We start from the raw sequence: 20044 nt of genomic DNA, 5'->3' as shown, positions 1-20044 counted from the left end.
AACGACAACATGAATGGTTCACAACAAAATCAATTCATGCAAGAGGAAGACTTGTTGTACACGATCTTGGCTGATTTGAAGCGAACTTCTCGCGAGTATACAACAGGTGTAACAGAAGCGGCTTGTCCGGTAGTTCGGCAGATGTTCACGGACTTGACTCACAGTACGTTAACGATGCAAGGACAGCTGTTCACGCTCATGGAGAAGAACAATATGTATTCCGTCGCATCACCAGCATTGCGCCAAGAGTTGGACAAGCAACTGAAGGACAATCAACAGCTTCAAATGAAATCCAACCAGTTCGTGCAGCAGAAGCTGGGCCAAGCGGGATACGGTCACTATCAGCAGCATGCGCATCAACAACAAGAGCATCATCAAGGCAACTACAATCAGTACATGTAATACAGGGACAGGCTGCTGAGTACTTCAGCGGCCTTTTTACTTGCGGCTGTAGTAGGGAGATGACCTACCAACCAGCAAAGCTGCAATTTCGCATAGTCGTGGACCTTCAATTCCATTACGGCAACAGGTATCATAGCAGTAGGAAATGCACTAGGAAATCATGGAATGCGCAGTAAAGCCTGTTGATATTGGCGCGCGCATATGAAAAGGTGTATCATATGTAGCATATTTACACTAAGTCGGCTTGCCACTGCAGGTCGAGGGAGGATCGAATATGAAGGATTTGAGCGATTTTAATATTAGCATACTTAAATTGTTAAAAGAGGACGCGCGTCGTTCCCCGGCGCTCATCGCTACGATGCTTGGTGTTGACGAAGAGAAAGTTCGCACTGCGATTGCCGAGATGGAAGAAGAGCACGTTATTGTTAAATATGCAACGGTAGTGAATTGGAGCAAGGTTGATGATGAGACTGTAACCGCCCTTATTGAAGTGCAAATAACTCCAGAGCGTGGTCGTGGCTTCGAGGGTATTGCAGAGCGAATATACTTATTCCCACAAGTGAAGTCCGTATACTTGATGTCTGGCGCCTATGATTTACTAGTTGAGGTAGAAGGAAAGAACTTGCGTGAAGTAGCTTCCTTCGTATCCGACAAGCTGTCTCCGATTGAATCGGTATTGTCGACGAAGACACACTTCATCCTGAAGAAGTATAAGCAGGACGGCATTATTTATGAAGAGCGCGAGGACGATCATCGTCTCGTAATTACCCCGTGAAAGGTGAAGTGCCATGATTAAGGAAGAAGAGAAGCAAGCTGGCGTACGCTCCATGAGCGACTATATTAACCCATTGGTACGTGACATTGCGCCATCCGGTATTCGTAAGTTCTTCGACTTGGCTAACGCCAGCAAGGACATCATCACACTCGGTGTCGGGGAACCGGATTTCTGCACGCCTTGGCATGTTCGAGAAGCTTGTGTATATTCGTTAGAGCGTGGTCGTACGAAGTACACATCCAATGCAGGGATGCTGGAACTGCGCGAAGCGATTGCAGAATATTTGAACAATTCATTCCAAGTAAAATATGAACCGTCAGATGAAGTGCTTGTTACCGTTGGCGGATCGGAAGCCATTGATCTGGCTCTGCGGACGCTGGTTGCTCCAGGCGATGAAATCCTTATCCCGGAACCGTGTTATATCTCATATTCGCCGATCGTGTCGATTGGTGGTGGGGTAGCGGTAGGAATTGAGACGGATGCTGCTAATCAGTTCAAGCTGACTGAGGAGGCATTGAAGGCTAAGCTTACACCGAAATCCAAGGTACTGATTTTATGCTATCCGAGTAATCCAACAGGCGGTATTATGACCTATGAGGATTGGCTCCCGATCGCAAAGATTGTTGAAGAACATGATTTGATCGTCATTTCAGACGAGATTTATGCTGAATTGACTTATGATCAGAAGCATGTCAGCTTCGCATCCATTCCAGGCATGAAGGACAGAACAGTGCTTGTCAGCGGATTCTCCAAGGCATTTGCCATGACTGGCTGGCGGATGGGGTATGCATGCGGTCATCCGGAGATCATTGCCGCGATGATGAAGATTCATCAATATACGGTCATGTGTGCACCGATAATGGGACAGATAGCCGCCCTTGAAGCATTGCGCAATGGGATGAGCGAGAAGGATCATATGATGGAGTCGTACAATCAGCGCAGACGTCTTGTTGTGAACGGATTCCGCGAAATTGGTCTGGAATGCCATGAGCCGCAAGGAGCTTTTTATGCATTCCCATCCATTAAGTCAACTGGACTTACTTCAGAGCAATTTGCCCATCGGTTGTTGTTCGAAGCGAAGGTTGCGGCTGTTCCGGGTGATGTGTTCGGCTTAGGAGGAGAAGGTCATATTCGCTGCTCTTATGCGACATCAGTTGCGCAATTGAATGAAGCCCTTGATCGAATGGGTCGTTTCCTCGACAAGATGAAGCAAGAAATGTGATAATTATTCATAATCAACGAAAATGAACTAGTTTTCTTTCTTTCCCTCTGGTATAATATAACATGTCTCGCAGAACTGTCCCATGTTATGGAACAACTGGAGAACTCTAGGATATTCTAGAATCGCCATGAAGGGAGGAAAGGTCGATTGTTTTGTTCGAACTATACCTTGACGTCGTATCCGCATAGTTCAGTGAGAGAAGATAGATCTCATGTAAGATGGTCGGGCAGAACAAGAAACATTTCGTCCAAGCTATTGGCGCTTGAGTATGAGATCCTTGTCCTTCGCAAGCAAATGGAGCAGATGTTCCAAGAGGAGCAGTCCTTTACTGCAGAGACAGTAATCGAGATTAGCAGCATGTTGGACTTGAAGATTAATGAATATATGAAGTCACAATCGATGAAATAGATGGTGCGTGAGGAAGACTCCTATGAGGAGTCTTCTTTTTTTGCCTATGTTGTTTATGATATAGTGAAGGTTGGGATTTATTAAACGGATAATACATTTATATGGGGCAACGTGGAGAGGGGACAGGCTATCATGCGTAATTGGAGATGGATCGGTGTTCTAGCGGTATTGCTTGTGCTTGTAAGTGGTTGTGGAGGGCCTAAAGCCGATGCTACGGTATTCATCATGACATCATCGTCATTACCTCCCGAAATGACAAGTGCACTGCAGGATGATCTGAATAAGACGTTTGAGAATAAATTCACAGTCCAAGTCGTCGCTTCACCGTTGTACAGCATCGAGAAGTTGTTTGTGGAATATGCGGCTGGAGAGAATAGTGTAATGGTCATTCCAGAGGAGGACGCGAAGAGAATGGCTCCTCAGGGTGGACACGTAGCTCTCGATAAGTATTTTGATGCCAAAAAATATAACGAAGGCGTGTATGACGGTGCTGTATATGAAGGCAAGGATGAGAATAAAGGAACTTTCTTATTCTCGTTGTCTGCAGAGAAGCTGCCTATCTTGAAGAAACATGGCATTCAGGAAAAGGGGCTGTCTGTTACGATTCCTTCACGAACACCAGATGAAGCCAGATCCGTTGAGATACTTAGGGCTCTTGCTGAAGAGAAGTAAGGTGGCTTGATTCGGACAAACTGTACAGATAGATAACAATCATTGGACATCACGGTAAGACATCATAGGTGAAAGGGGGGGAGCGCTCGTGATCATTGGTGTAACAGGAAGCACCGGGAGCGGGAAAACATCATTTGCAATGCATTATGCTGCAACGTTCGGGCGTGAAGGGTTCTACATGACGACCCGTCTTACGCCGCTTCCGGATGAATTGCCTGCGCCACCCCATTTCACATGGCAGACAATTGATACGGAATGTGCATTGCCAGAAGTTCTGCATCGAATCAATGAGCAATCCAATATGTACCGGGCCGACCGGCGTGTACTTGTCATTGATAGCGTTACCTCGTATTTGCATGGCGCACACGAACGAATTATGGAGGAAATGGACAATAAGCAGAATCTTGCTGAATACGCTGGGCGATTGACAGCTGCGCGGATGGAACTGCAAGAGGCATTGTTCATCTTTCAAGGCAAGCTGTTCATTATTACGAACGAGCCGCCAGGCTACACACCGTTCACGAATCCGCTTGAAGTTGAGTACATTGTGCAGCACGCCGCTCTGAATCGCGAGGTTGTAAAGCGGAGTACACAATGGTTCCGAATGACATCAGGAATTCCAGAGGACATTAGCGCGAAGCGGAAACGAAAGTAAATAGCAATGTGCACGTGGAGAGGACATTAAGCCCAGGATAGAACGGTAATGAGGGGGCATAGCAAATGAAGTTATATACGCGTACGGGTGATGAAGGAACGACATCGTTGATAGGTGGTCGGGTACCGAAGGATCATTTGCGGGTAGCAGCTTATGGGGAGCTTGATGAGCTGAATTCATTCGTCGGCTGGGCGATTACTTGCTGCCATGGAGATGAAATGAAAGCACTACGGGAGCAGTTATCCGTGATCCAGCATGAACTGTTCGATTGCGGAGCCGATACCGCTTATGCGGAGCAGAAGCAGGGGAAATTCATTTATAAAATTCGTCCAGAACAGGTGGAGCAGCTCGAGAAATGGATGGACGAACATGAGGCTGCGAATGAACCGATCACAAAGTTCATTTTGCCAGGAGGATCCGAGGCAGCAGCAGCCTTGCATATATGTCGAACTGTGTGTCGAAGAGCGGAGCGTCAGCTCGTTACGCTCTCGCATCAGGAGACCGTACATGTCGAAGTAATGAAATATGTGAATCGATTGTCAGACTATTTCTTTGCAGTGGCACGCCGAGCTAATGGTCTCGTTGGCGTTCAGGATCAGGAATATGTGAGAAGTGCTGACGTGTTCAGGAAGAAGGAGCAGCATGATGCATGATTGAAGAAGAGAAGCAAGAGGCAGACGGTTTATCCGGGGAGATTGCGGCTGAGCTGTCCTATGTAGTGCCTGAGAGTGAAGAAGGGATTCAGCTCAGAACCGTTCTCCGTTCCAGACTGAACTTGTCGAGGCGTATATTGAAGCGGCTGAAGACACTGGAACAGGCGATAACAGTAAATGGCGGTACAGAATACAATGGCAGAATTCTTACGGTGCGCGACAAGCTTCGTGCGGGTGATCTGATCCGGGTGGAGATTGCAGAGGATTATGTGGATACAATCGAACCAGAGCCTATCCCGATTCAGATTGTGTACGAGGATGAGGATATTCTCGTGCTCAATAAGCAGGCAGGCATAGTTGTCCATCCAACCAAGGGATATCCGAATGGGACATTGGCAAATGGAGTTGTCTATCATTGGCGGATGCGTGGGGAGCGAACCCGCTTTCGCCCGGCGAATCGACTCGATCAAGAGACCTCTGGGCTGCTTATTGTTGCGAAGCACGGCCACGCTCATCATCAATTATCGGATCAGATGCAGAAGAATGAGGTGTGGAAGCAGTATGAGGCATTTGTATTTGGGATTCCTCGTGAGGAGGAAGGGACGGTACATGCTCCAATCGATAGAGACAAGGAGCAGCCTCATCTTCGTGTCGTGACACCGGATGGATACGATTCCATCACGCATTATCGTGTGCTGGAATCCTACCATGGACAAGCCGCAAGAGTAAGCTGCCGACTGGAGACGGGACGTACTCATCAAATCCGGGTGCATATGAAGCATATCGGAAGTCCGCTGCTGGGCGATAAGTTCTATGCTGATCCTAATTTGGTGAATACTCCTTTGCTTCAGGCAGCGGTGGAGCCATTAACGCGGCATGCGCTTCATGCCTCTGAGCTGCGGTTTACACACCCGATGAGTGGGGATAAGCTTCACTTCAAGGCTGAGCTTCCTCAGGAATTAGTAGAACTGCGTGATCGGCTTATTGGATGGAGCGAGCAATAATGAATGATGTTATGAGAGGAGTTACATGACATATGAACGTTACTGTATATCAATATGCCAAATGCGGCACTTGTCGTAAAGCAGTGCAGTGGCTCAAGGTACAAGGCTATGATGTTGCATTGATCCCGATCGTAGAGGAGCCGCCAAGCAGCGAGGAATTGCGCGCATTAGTTGCCAGAAGCGGATTGGAATTGAAGAAATTCTTCAATACGTCTGGCGAAGTATACAAGGCGATGCAGCTTAAGGACAAGCTGCCAACAATGAGCGAGCAGGAACAGTTGAATTTGCTGGCATCGAATGGCAAGCTGATCAAGCGTCCTATTGTTACAGATGGATATCGAGCAACAGTTGGCTTCAAGGAAGAGATGTTTGCAGAAGCGTGGGGCACGGCCTCCAAGCATTAAAAAGGTTTGCAACTATCGATCCTGACAAGCAGCACACAGGTAGCTGTTCAGGTTGACAGGTTAACATGAACAGTGTTAACAGATGTATGCAAGACAAGGAAGATGATGGTTGACATCACGTGAACGAACAAGTATGATTCCTCATGGAAGTATTTAACTTGCAATGAAAGGGGAGGGTAATGGTGGAAGGCAGTCCAAGTCATTTGCGACAACTGATATACACTCGTAGAGAGGATGTGTCCTATACAAGCGACCCTCCCATGTCTTGTTGTGCCCTGAATCGTCTTGCATCCTGTATGCACGAGAAGAATCAGTAGGCTTATTTGACGTGTGAGGAATCGACTTGCTGGATGAAATCAAGCTCTCTCTTTGCGAGGGGGCTTTTTTTGCGTGTAGATGTTTTTTTGTAGCAGATGTTGAATTTGATTAATTTGAAATTGAGTAAGTTGAATTTGGGTAAGCAGGTGATCGACATGATATTTTTGACATTGGAAATGATGATGAAGCTCGGTTTGGCGCTATTATTCGGTTTGTTGATTGGTCTCGACAGACAAATTAAGCAAAAACAGCTTGGACTGAGACCGAGTATGGTCATATGCATTGCTAGCTGTCTGGTCACGATTGTGTCAATTGAGGCATTCGGGAAGTTCGGCGGCACTAACCATCCGAATATGGATCCAATGCGCTTGGCAGCTCAGATCATAAGCGGGGTCGGTTTTATTGGGGCGGGTGTTATCTTGCGAAGAAGCAATGAGGTTATTTCCGGTCTCACTTCTGCAGCATTAATCTGGTCGGCGTCTGCTCTCGGTGTGGCGATTGGGGCTGGATTCTATTTGGAAGCGACTTGCGGTGCGGCGCTGTTGATTACGGCTGTCAATCTCATTCCGGGACTAATTAAGATGATTGCTCCTGCTAGGTTGAACCGGCATGATGTGGCGTTGAAGATCGTCGTAGAATCGAACCACCGAATGACGGATCTCATTAAGAAGATTCAGCGTAAGGATCGAACAGATGCAGATGAGTTCCATATCCGCCACTTTAAGCTCAAGGATCTGGATAAGGATCGTCAGCGCATTGACCTAGTGCTATCTGTGCCAAGCAATCAATACTTGACGGAAATCTATTATTACATCAAGAAGATTGAGCATGTTGTGAGCGTAGAGATTGAGCAATTGTAAGTAGAGCCCAAGGAGATGGATTGCTGTCTTATCAAGAAGCGGATTTCTATCTTGATCATATGGAGAAGGAAGAGGCAGAGGACATTAAGCAATTGCTCGCTTACCCAGAAGGTACAGCTGGATCACTTATGACAACGGAGGTCATCCGAATCCGTACGACAGATACAATTGCTGAGGTTCTTGATTGGCTGCGCCGTTGCTTGACGAATGTGGAGACTATTTACTATTTGTATGTGACCGATGAGCGGGATATGTTGCTCGGCGTTGTGTCACTACGTGATTTTCTTATCTCTTCGCCCGAGCGGTCGGTGCATGAGATGATGAATCCGCATCTCGTTACGATCGAACCAGATGCACCGCAGGCGGATGTCTTGGACATTATTAAGGAAGTATGGCCTTCTGGCTGTTCCGGTAGTAACGGAGGGCAGTCGGTTAGTCGGGATCGTGACTTTTGATGATGTAATGTCTCATTTGTAGCATAAATAGAAAGAATGAGTATGGGTTCCTTGCTTGGCAGAATCCGTTATCTAGTGATTGTAGGAATTATGATATACTTGACGATAGGCATTGAAGCGAAAGGGGTAATCCATACCGATGGAAGTACAATTGAATGATAATAAGGAGCAGCGCTTACTGCTCGTTGATGGAATGGCGCTCTTATTTCGCGCCTATTTCGCTACTGCGTACGGCGGTTCTATTCGTCGAATGAAGGATGGAACACCAACGAATGCGGTGTATGGCTTTATGAGATATTTCTGGGATGCAGTAGAACGGTTCGAGCCAACGCATATTGCATGCTGCTGGGATCTCGGGAGCAAGACATTTCGCTCAGAACAGTTTACAGCGTACAAAGCAAATCGTCCCGATTGCCCAGAGGATCTGGTACCACAATTTCAACTCATTCGGGATGTAATGGATGGATTCGGCATCCCTAATATATCGGCTGAAGGATTCGAGGCAGATGACTGTATCGGAACCTTGTCGCGCTTATTCCGTGATGATATGCATGTCTATGTCCTGACAGGCGACCACGATATGCTGCAGCTCGTTCATGAACGGACGACTGTGGTCATCATGAAGAAGGGACATGGCAATTATGCAGTCTATTCTCCATTGTCACTCATGGAGGAGCGTCAGCTGACTCCAGAGCAGGTGGTTGATGTGAAGGGGCTTATGGGAGATACTGCGGACAACTATCCAGGCGTGAAAGGGATAGGTGAGAAAACAGCACATAAGCTGATCCAGCAATATCAGAGCATTGAGGGAATTTTGGAGAATTTGCCGGAGCTTGCGAAAGGTGTACGGACGAAGATTGAGTCCGACCTTGAGATGCTCCATTTGTCCCGACAGCTTGCACGCATCAACTGCGATGTGCCGGTAGAATGCCAGATGGATGTCTGTGTATTTACGCCAGAGCTCGAGTCCGTCAGTGCAATATTTGAGCGTCTAGAAATGAAAAGTATGATATCGTACGTCGGAATGTAACGAACATGGGCGGTAGAATGAAGGGGAGGAGCAGAAGCTCCTCCCTTTTTTGATCATTAGTGCTGTATGAAGTTGGGTTCGTGCATCCGAGTCATCAGCTTAATCGGTGAAATGCGCCTCACCTATGACCATGTACAGGAAGCCTCGAAGCTCTTCTCCCTCTTCCTCCGACAAACGATAAAAGGATTCTAAATAGCCTTCTTCCTTGAGATCGTCCTGTCCGAGAATGGCGGTCAGCCCGCTCTGCAAGTCGGTAACGAGCTTCTTGCCGTAAAAACGGCCTGTAGATGTAATTGCCAAATCAAAGCGCCGATAGCTGTGCCCTACAAAGGTGATGAAGCGTGTCGTTGTCGTCTCTGTGCTGTCCGATAGAAAATCAAGATCGTGATTGCTCATTGTTTATTAGCCTCCTTATCTGCTGCTCCAATAAGAATGATATTATTATATAGTAGCGTCCAACATTTAGAAATAGAAATACAGGAATTGACACTTGAGAAGAGCATGCTATAATGGTAATAAATTCATAACTAGGACGAGGAAGCACCTCATTGCGATGCGTATATACGCACCGTGATGAGGTGCTTTCTTTTTGTCCGAAAGAAGTGAATAGAAGGTCGCAAGCAATCGGAGATGTTGTTTCACATTATCAGGTCTATCGAATAGGGAGGGTATAGTTGATGCAAATTGTATGGATGGCCAGATTGGAGCGAATGGTGCTGGACGATGGGGAGATGGTGTCTCCGCGTAAGCGGAAGAGGGGAGTAGATTCTTCTCGTGATACCTCATATGGATTAGTTACGGCTGGAGTAGATGAGGGGAAGTGGATCTTACTCTGGGAACCAGATGGACAGCCTGCCGAAGTATGGTTCGAGGGGACGGTATGGGCCGAGATGCGGGCGGCTATGCGGCGTGGCATGGCACGCTTGCTGCACGCTGGGTACCGTCTGACTATTGGTTTTGTGCCGGAGGCCGATATACACGAGCGCAGAATGAAGGAACGCAATGAATGGGTTGCCTGCTATGCGGATCTATATGCCCGTTCTGAGGTATATGAACAGCTTGCGAAGTGGCGTAGGGAGACGGCGAGTAAGCTGCGCCGGGCCCCTTATTGGATTGCAACGAATCGTATGCTTCGTATGGTCAGTGCCTTGCTTCCGCACACCTTGGAAGAGCTGAAGCAGCTTCCTGGGTTCGGGGATGCGAAGCTGACATCGTATGGAGCCGATATCATTGCAATTGCGAAGCGATTCGAGAGGACGACGGCTTTCCCGCTGGATTGGATATCCTCCGTTGTATCCGAAGAGGAGTTCGCGAAGTGGGTCTATTCCGAATGGGAATCGAAGCAGAACCAAGAGCTCTCCAAGCTGACAGATCGCCGTGTATTGCTGGAAGGCTTGCAGCAGCAGTTGTCGATTGCGCAATTGATCGAGCTTCTTCAGGTAGATCGGCGTGAACTCATTATGCGCATTGAGGCGGTAGAACGTGAAGGCTATAATGTGTGCATGCTGGTTGAATCGGAGCTTCAATCTATGACGGAAGAGCAGCGGGCAACGATAGAGCTGGCATTCGATGAACTGGGCGATGAATACTTGAAGCCAATCTATGTGAAGGCATTTGGAGAATCGGCATTGGACGAATCCTATGCCGAGGTACAAGCGAACTATGAGCGGATTCGATTGCTGCGGCTTCTGCATCGAAGCAGAGCGAGAAGCGGCAGACTTGCACAGGCGGCTAGCTGACAAATGCCACATGATTCGAAGGGCGTATGCCGAGCTCGTTAATGAATTTTCAATGCTGAGTAGCAACACCCCGCTCCATATTCGAAGGTGGAGCGGGATGTTTTTTGATTTGCATACGGTTGAATCATTGATGAATATATCCTGTCTCTTTGCGTATGACAGGAGCAACTTCAGCAGCTAATAATTCGATAGCTGCTGCGACTTTCGAGTACGGGAGGCCGCCAATATCGATCTGGGCGATGAAGCGTTTATGTCCGAATAATTCGTGCTGGCGGAGAATCTTCTCGATGATTTGCTGCGGGCTTCCGACAAAGAGGCCTTGATCTGGGCCAACCAACTGCTCGAAGTCACCGAAGGTTATGTTGGAATCACGGCCGCTTCGTCGCATAAAGTGCTTGTAGTAATTCGCGTAGTAAGGATAGAATTCATCCATTGCTTGCTGCGATGTTTTGGCGATGTAACCGTGACTCGTTACGGCTATTTGGAGTTTTTCTTGGTCGTGGCCGGCCCTGCTTCCTGCCTCGCGATATACTTCTACCAACGGCTTGAACCTTGCAAATTCGCCCCCTAATATAGCCATCGCCATATTCGTCCCCAATCTACCAGCCCGAATCGCGCTCTCCTGCGTTCCCCCGACGCCGACCCAGATGGGCAGTGCTTGTTGCGCCGGCCGTGGCGCTATTTCGACATCGACAAGGGGCTTGCGGAGACTGCCATTCCAGGTAATGCGTTCTTTGGCGTTAAGTTGAAGCAGCAGGTCAATTTTCTCCGAGAACAATTTTTCATAATCTGCCTGATCGTAACCGAACAGAGGAAACGATTCGACAAATGCGCCACGGCCAGCGATAATTTCTGCACGTCCGTTCGATAGCAAATCGAGTGTCGCATAATCTTCGAACACAAGCACCGGATCTGAGCTGCCTAGCACCGTGGTGGCACTAGTCAATCGAATTTGCTTGGTGACTGAGGCGATCGCACCCAATACGACAGGTGTAGCCGATACAGCAAAATCTAATCGATGGTGTTCTCCAACACCGAACACATCGAGGCCGGCTTCGTCGGCTAGCTTGGCTGCGGCTACAATTTCCTCAAGACGCTGTTTGGGACTAATCGCGCGTCGAGTCAAAGGATCTTGAATAACGTCCCCGAACGTGTAGACTCCTATCTCGATTCCAGCTTGGCTTTTATTACGTTGAACATCACTCTTCTTCATCAATATTTCACCTCATATTGTTGGTTGGGAACATGATGTGAATTCTCTTCGCTGCAATTGAATTATGATGTTTATTAGGGGAGTTGAAAAGAAGGCACTATAAAGTGGTATAGTATCATTGAAGATACCATTGATGGGGGATGTTGGGTTTATGGGGACGGAAGGGAAATGTCCGGGAGCTTACTCGGCCATTGATGTCATTACGGGGAAATGGAAACCGCGTATTTTATATCGATTGGCTCAGTCCGATTCGGTTCGCTTTAATGAGCTAAGACGATTCATACCAGAAATCACTCAGAAAATGTTAACATCTCACTTGAGAGAGCTAGAAGAACATGACGTTGTAAGTCGTGTAATATACGCGGAAGTACCGCCACGAGTGGAGTATTCACTTACTGCATATGGGCGAAACATTATTCCGATCCTGCAATCGCTCCAGGATTGGGGAATGGCTCACTTGTCTCACTTGGAACAGGGTTCTGATCATTCGACAGGCGATCGTTCTCCAATAAAATAGTTTAGGCTAGTAATGCAAAGAAAATAAAGTGGGGGTGTTCAAGGTCATTATCAAATGACTTTCGAACACCCCCGCTGAATATTAAATCCAGTCTTTCTTGCGGAATAAGTAGAACATAAAGATACCAAGCGCAAGCATGAATCCGATCATATACAAGGAGCCGTACTCCCAGTCCATAATTGGAATATATCCGAAGTTCATGCCGTAGATCCCTGTTATTAAGGTTAGCGGCATGAATATAGTTGTAATGGCTGTGAACACTCTCATAATATCGTTTGCGCGATTCGCGATGCTAAGCTGATAAGATTCACGTAAGTTGCCCATGAGGTCGCGGAACGTTTCGAATGTCTCCGATACTTTGACGGCATTCTCGTAAATATCCTGGAAGTACTTCTGCAGGTCATCGCCGATCAATCGCAATTCCTTACGATAGAGGACAAGCAATACCTCTTTTTGAGGGCCAAGACCCTTCTTGAGCCACAGAATCTCACTTCGCAAGCTGATGATTTCATTGAGATGTTCTTTCTTCGTGCTCATAATGAGCTCTTCCTCAAGCTTGTCGATCTTCGCTTCAATTCGATCTCCTACTGTGAAGTAGTTGTCGACAACCAAGTCAATGAGCAGGTAGAGCATAAGGTCAGGGGTGCTCGCTTGCTGCTCCCACAATACAGGCTTCACCATACGCAGCTCGTTAATCTTCTGCTTCGTTACGGTAATAATGAAGTGTTTGCCGAGGAAAATGTTCAATGAGCGTAAAAAGATCTCTTCATCGTCAAAGCGAATGCTGTTGAACACGATAAAATAATGACCTTCATAAATTTCGATTTTGGGACGCTGCTCTTCTTCACTCATGCAGTCCTCAACTGCCAAATCATGCATGCTGAATAATGGCTGCAGAACGACCAAATCCTCAATGTCAGCATCGATCCAGTAGAAGCCATTCTCTGGCGGTGTTAATGCGACATTGATATCTTCCTCAGTCGTGAAGACGCCCTCGTTGACCAGACGGATTTTCATTGCACTCACTCCTTGGCGCTGTCGCCATTGCGACATGCGCATCGTCTAATGTTACAGACGACTCGACAAGGTTGGGCATGCGCAGTCCGTCGTTCGCGCACGTGATATAAGCCTAGGCACAATTAGTGAACTAGGTTCTCGCAGAGGCACGAATCCCGACATTGGACTGCGAACTTGCCGCTGCCTGTCGAATCGTAATATTCGGTTGTACGTACGTACTACGGAACGACCTCGGGTCGCCATCCATCCGAACTCACCTCAGCTTGAATAATTGTACGTGACTTTATACATCATGCGCCCAGTGAAGGAATGATTGTTGCCTTCATTGAAAAGTTAAGGCCTCGATGCACCTTGTTAAGTATAACGCTCGTACTTCAACCTTTCAAGACAAAATCCATTGGCGGAATTCGTCAATAATGCATCGTATGCGAAGGGGGTGGAATCGTGAATTTTTGTTGTGTTCACCTCTTGACGAACAGCTTCTCTTTGCCGTACATTATTACCAAGACCAAATCAAATGAATATTCATATAAGCAATCTTATCAAGAGTAGGTGGAGGGACAAGCCCGATGAAGCCCGGCAACCGGCAATGCGCACATATGAAGCGCGATGCACGGTGCTAATTCTTGCAGGAACGATGGAAGTCGTTACTGACAGATGAGAGAGGCTCATGAGCATGTACAACATGACCTTTCTCGTAGTCGAGGAAGGTCTTTTTGTATGTCTCCAAGCCATTTTATCCGTTTCAAGGCAGGCCAATTTACGGTTGCCGCAATGCTGATTTCATGTGACTAGCACCATCCAATAACCATTTTCGAGGGGGAGAGCGTCAATGCCGATTAAAATTCCGGATCATTTGCCGGCCAAAGAAATTTTGACTCAGGAGAATATCTTCGTCATGGACGAAACGAGAGCCTATCATCAAGATATTCGTCCGCTGCGAATCATCATTCTCAACTTGATGCCGACGAAAGAGACTACGGAAACCCAACTCCTGCGCTTAGTGGGCAACACGCCGCTGCAAGTTGAGGTGACGCTCCTTCATCCAGCAAGCCATACATCCAAAAATACGTCCGCACAGCACTTATCTTCGTTCTACAAAACATTTGAAGATATTGAAGGAGAGCAGTTTGATGGCATGATCATTACGGGTGCTCCTGTCGAACAGATGAAGTTTGAAGATGTAGACTATTGGGATGAGTTGTGCCGCATTATGGAATGGTCTAAGGAGAATGTAACTTCCACGTTCCATATTTGCTGGGCATCACAAGCGGGCCTCTATCATCACTATGGGGTACCGAAATATGCGTTGGATCAGAAAATTTTCGGTGTGTATGAGCATGTACTAGCTAAGGAAAATGTGAATCTGACACGCGGCTTCGACGAGATGTTTCTTGTACCGCAATCCCGTCATACGGAATTTCGGAGAGAGGATATCACGAAGATTGCCGAGTTAGAAATATTAGCGGAGTCAGAAGAAGCAGGAGTGTACTTGGTAGCGACACATGATGGGAAACAAATTTTCGTGACTGGTCATTCGGAATACGATTGCTGTACCCTGAAATGGGAATATGACCGCGATATTGCGAAAGGGATGGAGATGGACATTCCGAGAAATTATTTCCCGAATAACGATCCTTCCCGCAAGCCTTATTCTACTTGGCGTGCGCATGCCAGCCTTCTCTTCTCAAATTGGCTGAACTACTACGTATATCAAGAAACACCTTACGAATTGGGCAAGGCCGTACCGCGCAAGGAAGGGGCTCATCAATTATGATCGAACGTAACGAAGAGAACTACCGCATCGAAAGTCGACTAGCTCAAATTGGATCGGTTCATGAACCAAAAACAGGAGCTATTAATTATCCGATTTACCAAGCAACTGCATTCAGGCATCCGAAGCTTGGGCAGAGCACGGGGTTTGATTACATTCGGACGAAGAGCCCGACTCGTACTGTTCTAGAGGAAGCAGCAGCTACGTTAGAATGTGGGGATGCTGGATTTGCCTGTAGTTCTGGCATGGCGGCATTACAGACATTGTTCGCGATGTTCGGGCAAGGCGATCATCTGATTGTTTCCCTCGATCTGTACGGCGGTACTTATCGTCTGTTGGAGCGGATTATGTCTCGTTTCGGTGTGAAGGCCTCTTATGTAGATACAAATGATTTTGATGCGCTTGAGTCTGTAAGAACACCGCAGACGAAGGCCGTCTTCATAGAGACGCCTACGAACCCCTTGATGATGATTACGGATATCGAGAAGGTAGCAGCGTGGGCGAAGGTTCATGGAATTCTCACCATCGTTGACAATACGCTGCTGACGCCATTTTTCCAGCGCCCGATCGAACTTGGGGCAGATATGGTAGTACACAGTGCAACGAAGTACTTGGGCGGACATAATGATGTGCTTGCTGGTCTGATCGTAACGAAAGGGAAGCAGTTGTCGGAAGAAATCGCCTTCCTGCATAATTCGATCGGGGCTGTCCTGAGCCCGACTGACTCCTATCAATTGATGCGCGGCATGAAGACACTTGCCCTTCGTATGGAGCGGCATCAGTACAACGCAACCCGCATTGCCGAGTGGTTGTTAGAACATCCTGCCATCGACAATGTGTATTATCCTGCACTCGAGCAGCATCCGGGATATGAGATCCAACAGCGTCAATCGTCGGGCAACACAGGCATCTTCTCCTTCCGCTTGAGGAATGCAGCTTATGTAGAGCCGATCCTGCGCCACCTGAAACTAATCGCCTTCGCGGAGAGCTTGGGTGGGGTAGAGTCGCTGATGACTTATCCGGCGATCCAGACCCATGCGGATATTCCGCAGGAGATTCGGGATCGGATTGGTGTTGACGATCGCTTGCTAAGATTCTCGGTTGGAATTGAACATGTTGATGACCTAATCGCTGACTTGGAGCAAGCTATAGAAGCGGCTAGAGTAGAAGTGGAGGGATAACGCAGATGAATCAAGCATCAGACGGTCAACCAATTAAGCAATCACGCCGGTTTGCGACGAAGCTGATCCATTTTGGCGGTGAGATCGATGCCGGTACGGGAGCTTCCAGTGTCCCGATATACCAAGCTACGACATTCCATCATGAGGACATTTACAATCCGCCTCAGTACGATTACTCTCGCTCTGGCAATCCAACACGTGAGGCATTGGAACAATATATTGCACTGCTCGAGGGCGGGACAAATGGATTTGCCTTCGCATCAGGGATGGCAGCGATCTCTTCGACATTCTTGCTGTTATCGGCAGGAGATCATGTTATCGTAACGGAAGATGTGTATGGTGGAACGTACCGTCTCTTGACCTCCATTTTAAACCGGTTGAACATTGAGTCCACCTTGGTGGATATGACCGACATTGAGCAGGTGAAGGCTGCGCTTCGTCCCAATACGAAGGCTGTCTATATGGAGACACCGTCCAATCCGACGCTCAAAATTACGGATATTGCAGAAGTGGCTGCATGGGCCAAGGAAAAGGGTTTGCTCACCATGCTGGATAATACGTTCATGACCCCTTATCATCAGCGTCCGATTGAGCTTGGTGTTGATCTAGTCTTACATAGTGCAACCAAGTTCTTGGGCGGACACAGTGATGTGCTCGCAGGTCTAGCAGTAACAGCCAATGAGAGTCTTGGCCGCCGTGTGAAGCAATTGCAGAATGGCCTTGGCACTGTGCTTGGGGTTCAGGACAGCTGGCTGCTGATGCGCGGCATGAAGACATTGGAAGCTCGGATGAATCAGAGTGAGCAGAGCGCCCGCCGCCTTGCTCAGTGGCTGAGTGAACGATCGGACATTTCCGCCGTCTATTACCCTGGTCTAGCCGATCATCCTCGCCGTGAGGTTCATGAGAAGCAATCGCTTGGATACGGCGCAGTGGTATCTTTCGATGTGGGTTCTGGTGAACGGGCGAAGCAAGTGCTGAACAAAGTGACAATCCCGCTTGTGGCAGTCAGCCTTGGCGCTGTTGAGAGCATCTTGTCTTATCCTGCCATGATGTCTCACGCAGCAATGCCGCATGAAGTTCGTCTGCAGCGTGGAATTACGGATGGATTGCTCCGCTTCTCTGTTGGGCTTGAACATGTCGAGGATTTGATTGCGGATTTGGATCAGGCGTTATCCAAATAACCGATTCTATCCAGCACCCTTCCCTTGGGAGGGTGCTGTTTTTATGGGCGATGTATGTTACGATTATTTAGTGAAGCTGCTTCTTGAGCGATACAATGCACAACATAGATAATGAAGCGGCATGTGCAATAATCCGTACAATTTAACCCCGCCTTAAGCGGGGTCTACTTCGCTTTATATACGAGAGTGTAAGGCAACATATGAGAGGGGAAGTGACTGTGACGATGTCACCGATAGACCGCATTTTGGACAAAGCGCTTCGTGGTGAACGATTGAATACAGACGATTGCGTGACCTTGTTCGAATCTGATCAGATCGAGAAAATGGGGGCAGCTGCCAACCAAATTATGAAGAAATGGCATCCAGATCCGATTGCTACATTTGTAATTGGGCGCAATGTCAACTATACAAATATTTGTGATACGTACTGCAGATTCTGTGCCTTCTACCGTGCTCCGGGTTCTAAGGAAGGTTATGTGCTTCCTGATGAAGTCATCTTCCAGAAGATTCAGGAAACGATCGATGTAGACGGAACTGAGATTCTGATGCAGGGCGGAACAAACCCAGAGCTTCCATTCAGCTATTATACGAATCTGCTTCGCGAAATTAAGAAGCGGTTCCCAAGTATTACAATGCACTCCTTCTCTCCTGCAGAGATTATGAAGATGAAGGAAGTCTCGAATGGACTATCTCTAGAAGAGGTAATCCGTCAAATTCATGAAGCGGGTCTTGACTCGCTGCCGGGCGGCGGAGCCGAAATTTTGGACGACCGTACTCGCCGGAAGATCAGCCGCTTGAAGGGTTCATGGCGTGATTGGATGGACGTCATGCAAACTGCCCATAAGGTCGGCATGAATACAACGGGCACGATGGTTATCGGCTTCGGCGAACTGCTCGAAGAGCGCGCACTGCACTTGGAGCGTATTCGTACAGCACAAGATGAATGCATGCAGAACGGCCATCCTTCCAAGGGTTTCCTTGCGTTCATTCCATGGACATTCCAACCGGACAACACGAACATGAAGGCAGAGCGCGTATCGCCTGAAGAGTATTTGAAGACACTCGCGATCAGCCGCTTGTTCCTAGATAATATTCCGAACTTCCAAGCATCATGGGTAACGATGGGGCCGGAAATTGGCAAGAAGACGCTCAGCTTCGGCTGCAATGACTTCGGCAGTACGATGATTGAGGAGAATGTCGTATCGGCTGCTGGTGCTACACATAAAGTAAACATCGGAAGCACGCTGCAGCTTATCCGCGAAGCGGGCAAGATTCCTGCACAGCGTGATACGAAGTATAATATTTTGCGTGTGTTTGATGATGAACATGCCACGGTTGCCAAAGATTTTGTTATGCAAAATTAAGCGTTAATTGAAAATGAAACAGTACACCTGCTGGACTTTCCGTTGGAAAGCCAGCAGGTGTTTTTTATTTTTGGCAATTATGCCAGAAGGAATGCAATCGTCCTCTGTTTTCCAGATTCGTCTTCGTATATCTCCATTCATGACCCCATATACTTAAGAAGGAACAGAAAGGAGTGGGCTCATGGAGTTGTTCACGATCTCGTTGCCGCTGCGATCCGAATATGACGCAGTAACGCTGACTGATTTGCTGCAGCAGGAGCTGAGCGATTTACATAAACAGCCGAATGGCGTGGAATTCCAACAATGGTCTGAAGGGCAGACGGCTTGGATTACATGCCGGGGCATCTTGCCAGGTTTTCAACTGTCTACACAAGGACAAGATGTATGGAACAGAGCGGCCAAGGCAGTTGCTGAATTTATTCTATCCCAAAAAGAAAGGCTGCTTCTTGCTTCCTTAATTGCAAAGGATTCGAAATACAGTGAAGAGGAACGCCGTAGAATTGAGGAATACTGCCAGCAGCTGCTCAACGGTGGAGATGAAACCGGTTCTAGTGAGTCCAGACGCAGACGCAAGGGGAAACTTACACGTGCACTGCGGCGATATTTAGAAGATCATACTGCCCTTAATGTTGAAGGGTTCATTCAGTTCCGCTTGCGGCACTATTTAACAGAGCTTCGTGAAGTGGTTGACTATGCGATTGATGAATATGTACTTGAACGGCAGTATCAAGAATTCATTGGTCTATTGAAATACTTCGTGTTCATTCAGGAGACGAAGATCCCGCTTGCGCACTTAATGCATAAGGGCGGTCATGAATTTACGCTCCTGGATGAGGATCTTCAGCCGCTTGAGCCGAAGCATGTGATGAATGGCATGGTTGTGGAGATGATTGATTATGATATGGAGATGGAGGATATGATTGTGAGTACACTCATCAATGTATCCCCGCAAAATATTATCATCCATACACGCGAACCAGAATCTCAGGTGATTAAGACGATTCAGCAAATCTTCGAATCGAGGGTGCATGTATGTGTGTTGTGTAGTTCCTGTCATGCTGTGCTTGGTGGAGATGGCTGGCCTCACGAGACTCTTGTACATAACAATGTGCAGGACGGTTCGATGCTGCGGCCATAGCATTTCATGATTCGGGAATCGGAGCTTGACCACCCTGCGAAGATCGCATATAATATGCGGTA

General features: G+C 47.6%; 22 protein-coding genes, 1 pseudogene and 1 riboswitch. Of the genes and pseudogenes, 20 read left to right on the top strand and 3 right to left on the bottom strand.

From position 1 onward, the window contains the following. The first annotated feature begins 9 nt into the window (after positions 1 to 9). The 13 genes and pseudogenes from AZ66_RS00910 (at position 10) to AZ66_RS00855 (ending at position 8858) form a co-directional block, all read left to right on the top strand. On the top strand, positions 10 to 402 hold the full coding sequence (locus AZ66_RS00910) for a spore coat protein (RefSeq protein ID WP_021254573.1): 393 nt from the start codon (positions 10 to 12) through the stop codon (positions 400 to 402). A gap of 274 nt (positions 403 to 676) precedes the next feature. Continuing rightward, complete coding sequence (locus AZ66_RS00905) at positions 677 to 1177, top strand: Lrp/AsnC family transcriptional regulator (RefSeq protein ID WP_021254574.1); 501 nt, start codon at positions 677 to 679, stop codon at positions 1175 to 1177. 13 nt (positions 1178 to 1190) lie between these two features. After that, positions 1191 to 2399: an aminotransferase class I/II-fold pyridoxal phosphate-dependent enzyme gene (locus AZ66_RS00900; protein WP_044353199.1), complete on the top strand. Its 1209-nt coding sequence runs from the start codon at positions 1191 to 1193 to the stop codon at positions 2397 to 2399. A gap of 147 nt (positions 2400 to 2546) precedes the next feature. Further along, complete coding sequence (locus tag AZ66_RS00895; protein ID WP_021254576.1) at positions 2547 to 2807, top strand: aspartyl-phosphate phosphatase Spo0E family protein; 261 nt, start codon at positions 2547 to 2549, stop codon at positions 2805 to 2807. Positions 2808 to 2939: 132 nt separating this feature from the next. After that, positions 2940 to 3479 (top strand): hypothetical protein, encoded by a 540-nt coding sequence (locus tag AZ66_RS00890; RefSeq protein WP_044353198.1) that lies wholly within the window; start codon positions 2940 to 2942, stop codon positions 3477 to 3479. An 88-nt stretch (positions 3480 to 3567) separates the two neighbouring features. After that, a complete protein-coding gene (locus AZ66_RS00885; protein ID WP_044353197.1) occupies positions 3568 to 4134 on the top strand; it encodes an adenosylcobinamide-phosphate guanylyltransferase in 567 nt (188 codons plus the stop codon). 65 nt (positions 4135 to 4199) lie between these two features. Then, a complete protein-coding gene (locus tag AZ66_RS00880) occupies positions 4200 to 4787 on the top strand; it encodes a cob(I)yrinic acid a,c-diamide adenosyltransferase (RefSeq protein ID WP_021262001.1) in 588 nt (195 codons plus the stop codon). Further along, positions 4784 to 5791, top strand: coding sequence for an RluA family pseudouridine synthase (locus AZ66_RS00875; RefSeq protein WP_044353196.1), 1008 nt, complete (start codon positions 4784 to 4786; stop codon positions 5789 to 5791). The genes AZ66_RS00880 and AZ66_RS00875 overlap by 4 nt, the downstream gene beginning before the upstream one ends. A 32-nt stretch (positions 5792 to 5823) precedes the next feature. Next, entirely contained in the window at positions 5824 to 6195 is a 372-nt protein-coding gene (locus tag AZ66_RS00870) for an arsenate reductase family protein (RefSeq protein ID WP_044353195.1), read from the top strand. Positions 6196 to 6668: 473 nt separating this feature from the next. Next, positions 6669 to 7373: an MgtC/SapB family protein gene (locus AZ66_RS00865; RefSeq protein WP_021261998.1), complete on the top strand. Its 705-nt coding sequence runs from the start codon at positions 6669 to 6671 to the stop codon at positions 7371 to 7373. A gap of 59 nt (positions 7374 to 7432) precedes the next feature. Beyond that, positions 7433 to 7648: pseudogene (locus AZ66_RS33675) on the top strand (magnesium transporter); the annotation flags it as partial. Between the two features lie 76 nt (positions 7649 to 7724). Then, entirely contained in the window at positions 7725 to 7850 is a 126-nt protein-coding gene (locus AZ66_RS33670) for a CBS domain-containing protein (RefSeq protein WP_442950263.1), read from the top strand. Between the two features lie 117 nt (positions 7851 to 7967). Continuing rightward, positions 7968 to 8858, top strand: coding sequence for a 5'-3' exonuclease (locus tag AZ66_RS00855; RefSeq protein WP_044353193.1), 891 nt, complete (start codon positions 7968 to 7970; stop codon positions 8856 to 8858). Positions 8859 to 8957: 99 nt separating this feature from the next. Here AZ66_RS00855 and AZ66_RS00850 read toward each other — a convergent pair whose 3' ends face one another. Beyond that, positions 8958 to 9254 carry a DUF3055 domain-containing protein gene (locus tag AZ66_RS00850; protein WP_021261995.1) on the bottom strand — a complete coding sequence of 99 codons (297 nt, stop codon included), beginning with the start codon at positions 9252 to 9254 and terminating at the stop codon, positions 8958 to 8960. A gap of 281 nt (positions 9255 to 9535) precedes the next feature. Between AZ66_RS00850 and AZ66_RS00845 the strand changes: the two genes are divergently transcribed. Continuing rightward, positions 9536 to 10597: an HRDC domain-containing protein gene (locus AZ66_RS00845; RefSeq protein ID WP_044353192.1), complete on the top strand. Its 1062-nt coding sequence runs from the start codon at positions 9536 to 9538 to the stop codon at positions 10595 to 10597. Between the two features lie 124 nt (positions 10598 to 10721). On the opposite strand, the gene AZ66_RS00840 is transcribed toward AZ66_RS00845, so the two are convergent. Continuing rightward, positions 10722 to 11810, bottom strand: a complete 1089-nt coding sequence (locus tag AZ66_RS00840) for an LLM class flavin-dependent oxidoreductase (protein ID WP_044353191.1) — start codon at positions 11808 to 11810, stop codon at positions 10722 to 10724. Positions 11811 to 11961: 151 nt separating this feature from the next. On the opposite strand from AZ66_RS00840, the gene AZ66_RS00835 reads away from it, so the two are divergent. Continuing rightward, positions 11962 to 12327, top strand: a complete 366-nt coding sequence (locus AZ66_RS00835; protein WP_044353190.1) for a winged helix-turn-helix transcriptional regulator — start codon at positions 11962 to 11964, stop codon at positions 12325 to 12327. An 81-nt stretch (positions 12328 to 12408) separates the two neighbouring features. On the opposite strand, the gene corA is transcribed toward AZ66_RS00835, so the two are convergent. Then, positions 12409 to 13344: a magnesium/cobalt transporter CorA gene (corA, locus tag AZ66_RS00830; protein WP_021261992.1), complete on the bottom strand. Its 936-nt coding sequence runs from the start codon at positions 13342 to 13344 to the stop codon at positions 12409 to 12411. Between the two features lie 536 nt (positions 13345 to 13880). Further along, positions 13881 to 14008: riboswitch (SAM riboswitch) on the top strand. Positions 14009 to 14176: 168 nt separating this feature from the next. Between corA and metA the strand changes: the two genes are divergently transcribed. From metA to ytxC, 5 genes are all read left to right on the top strand, one after another. Further along, on the top strand, positions 14177 to 15121 hold the full coding sequence (gene metA / locus AZ66_RS00825) for a homoserine O-acetyltransferase MetA (RefSeq protein ID WP_021261991.1): 945 nt from the start codon (positions 14177 to 14179) through the stop codon (positions 15119 to 15121). Then, entirely contained in the window at positions 15118 to 16299 is a 1182-nt protein-coding gene (locus AZ66_RS00820) for an aminotransferase class I/II-fold pyridoxal phosphate-dependent enzyme (protein ID WP_044353189.1), read from the top strand. Before metA ends, AZ66_RS00820 begins: the two co-directional genes overlap by 4 nt. A 5-nt stretch (positions 16300 to 16304) precedes the next feature. Beyond that, positions 16305 to 17480 carry a trans-sulfuration enzyme family protein gene (locus AZ66_RS00815; RefSeq protein WP_044353188.1) on the top strand — a complete coding sequence of 392 codons (1176 nt, stop codon included), beginning with the start codon at positions 16305 to 16307 and terminating at the stop codon, positions 17478 to 17480. Between the two features lie 224 nt (positions 17481 to 17704). Then, positions 17705 to 18844, top strand: coding sequence for a cyclic dehypoxanthinyl futalosine synthase (gene mqnC / locus AZ66_RS00810; protein WP_044353216.1), 1140 nt, complete (start codon positions 17705 to 17707; stop codon positions 18842 to 18844). Positions 18845 to 19025: 181 nt separating this feature from the next. After that, a complete protein-coding gene (gene ytxC, locus AZ66_RS00805; protein WP_082061394.1) occupies positions 19026 to 19982 on the top strand; it encodes a putative sporulation protein YtxC in 957 nt (318 codons plus the stop codon). Positions 19983 to 20044 lie beyond the last annotated feature (62 nt).

It is taken from the genome of Paenibacillus sp. E194, from assembly GCF_000935845.1.
Taxonomy (GTDB): Bacteria; Bacillota; Bacilli; order Paenibacillales; family Paenibacillaceae; genus Paenibacillus_B; species Paenibacillus_B alvei_B.
The sequence above is the reverse complement of the archived record's forward strand: the minus strand, read 5'-3'. Positions and strand labels throughout refer to the sequence as shown.

Coding starts and splice junctions, on each gene's coding strand:
- AZ66_RS00910 (WP_021254573.1), top strand. CDS start 10: ATGAATGGTTCACAACAAAATCAATTCATGCAAGAGGAAGACTTGTTG.
- AZ66_RS00820 (WP_044353189.1), top strand. CDS start 15,118: ATGATCGAACGTAACGAAGAGAACTACCGCATCGAAAGTCGACTAGCT.
- AZ66_RS00890 (WP_044353198.1), top strand. CDS start 2,940: ATGCGTAATTGGAGATGGATCGGTGTTCTAGCGGTATTGCTTGTGCTT.
- AZ66_RS00840 (WP_044353191.1), bottom strand. CDS start 11,810: ATGAAGAAGAGTGATGTTCAACGTAATAAAAGCCAAGCTGGAATCGAG.
- AZ66_RS00870 (WP_044353195.1), top strand. CDS start 5,824: ATGAACGTTACTGTATATCAATATGCCAAATGCGGCACTTGTCGTAAA.
- AZ66_RS00900 (WP_044353199.1), top strand. CDS start 1,191: ATGATTAAGGAAGAAGAGAAGCAAGCTGGCGTACGCTCCATGAGCGAC.
- ytxC (WP_082061394.1), top strand. CDS start 19,026: ATGGAGTTGTTCACGATCTCGTTGCCGCTGCGATCCGAATATGACGCA.
- AZ66_RS00850 (WP_021261995.1), bottom strand. CDS start 9,254: ATGAGCAATCACGATCTTGATTTTCTATCGGACAGCACAGAGACGACA.
- AZ66_RS00835 (WP_044353190.1), top strand. CDS start 11,962: ATGGGGACGGAAGGGAAATGTCCGGGAGCTTACTCGGCCATTGATGTC.
- AZ66_RS00865 (WP_021261998.1), top strand. CDS start 6,669: ATGATATTTTTGACATTGGAAATGATGATGAAGCTCGGTTTGGCGCTA.
- AZ66_RS00875 (WP_044353196.1), top strand. CDS start 4,784: ATGATTGAAGAAGAGAAGCAAGAGGCAGACGGTTTATCCGGGGAGATT.
- AZ66_RS00815 (WP_044353188.1), top strand. CDS start 16,305: ATGAATCAAGCATCAGACGGTCAACCAATTAAGCAATCACGCCGGTTT.
- AZ66_RS00880 (WP_021262001.1), top strand. CDS start 4,200: ATGAAGTTATATACGCGTACGGGTGATGAAGGAACGACATCGTTGATA.
- corA (WP_021261992.1), bottom strand. CDS start 13,344: ATGAAAATCCGTCTGGTCAACGAGGGCGTCTTCACGACTGAGGAAGAT.
- AZ66_RS00845 (WP_044353192.1), top strand. CDS start 9,536: ATGCAAATTGTATGGATGGCCAGATTGGAGCGAATGGTGCTGGACGAT.
- metA (WP_021261991.1), top strand. CDS start 14,177: ATGCCGATTAAAATTCCGGATCATTTGCCGGCCAAAGAAATTTTGACT.
- AZ66_RS00855 (WP_044353193.1), top strand. CDS start 7,968: ATGGAAGTACAATTGAATGATAATAAGGAGCAGCGCTTACTGCTCGTT.
- mqnC (WP_044353216.1), top strand. CDS start 17,705: ATGTCACCGATAGACCGCATTTTGGACAAAGCGCTTCGTGGTGAACGA.
- AZ66_RS00905 (WP_021254574.1), top strand. CDS start 677: ATGAAGGATTTGAGCGATTTTAATATTAGCATACTTAAATTGTTAAAA.
- AZ66_RS33670 (WP_442950263.1), top strand. CDS start 7,725: ATGCACCGCAGGCGGATGTCTTGGACATTATTAAGGAAGTATGGCCTT.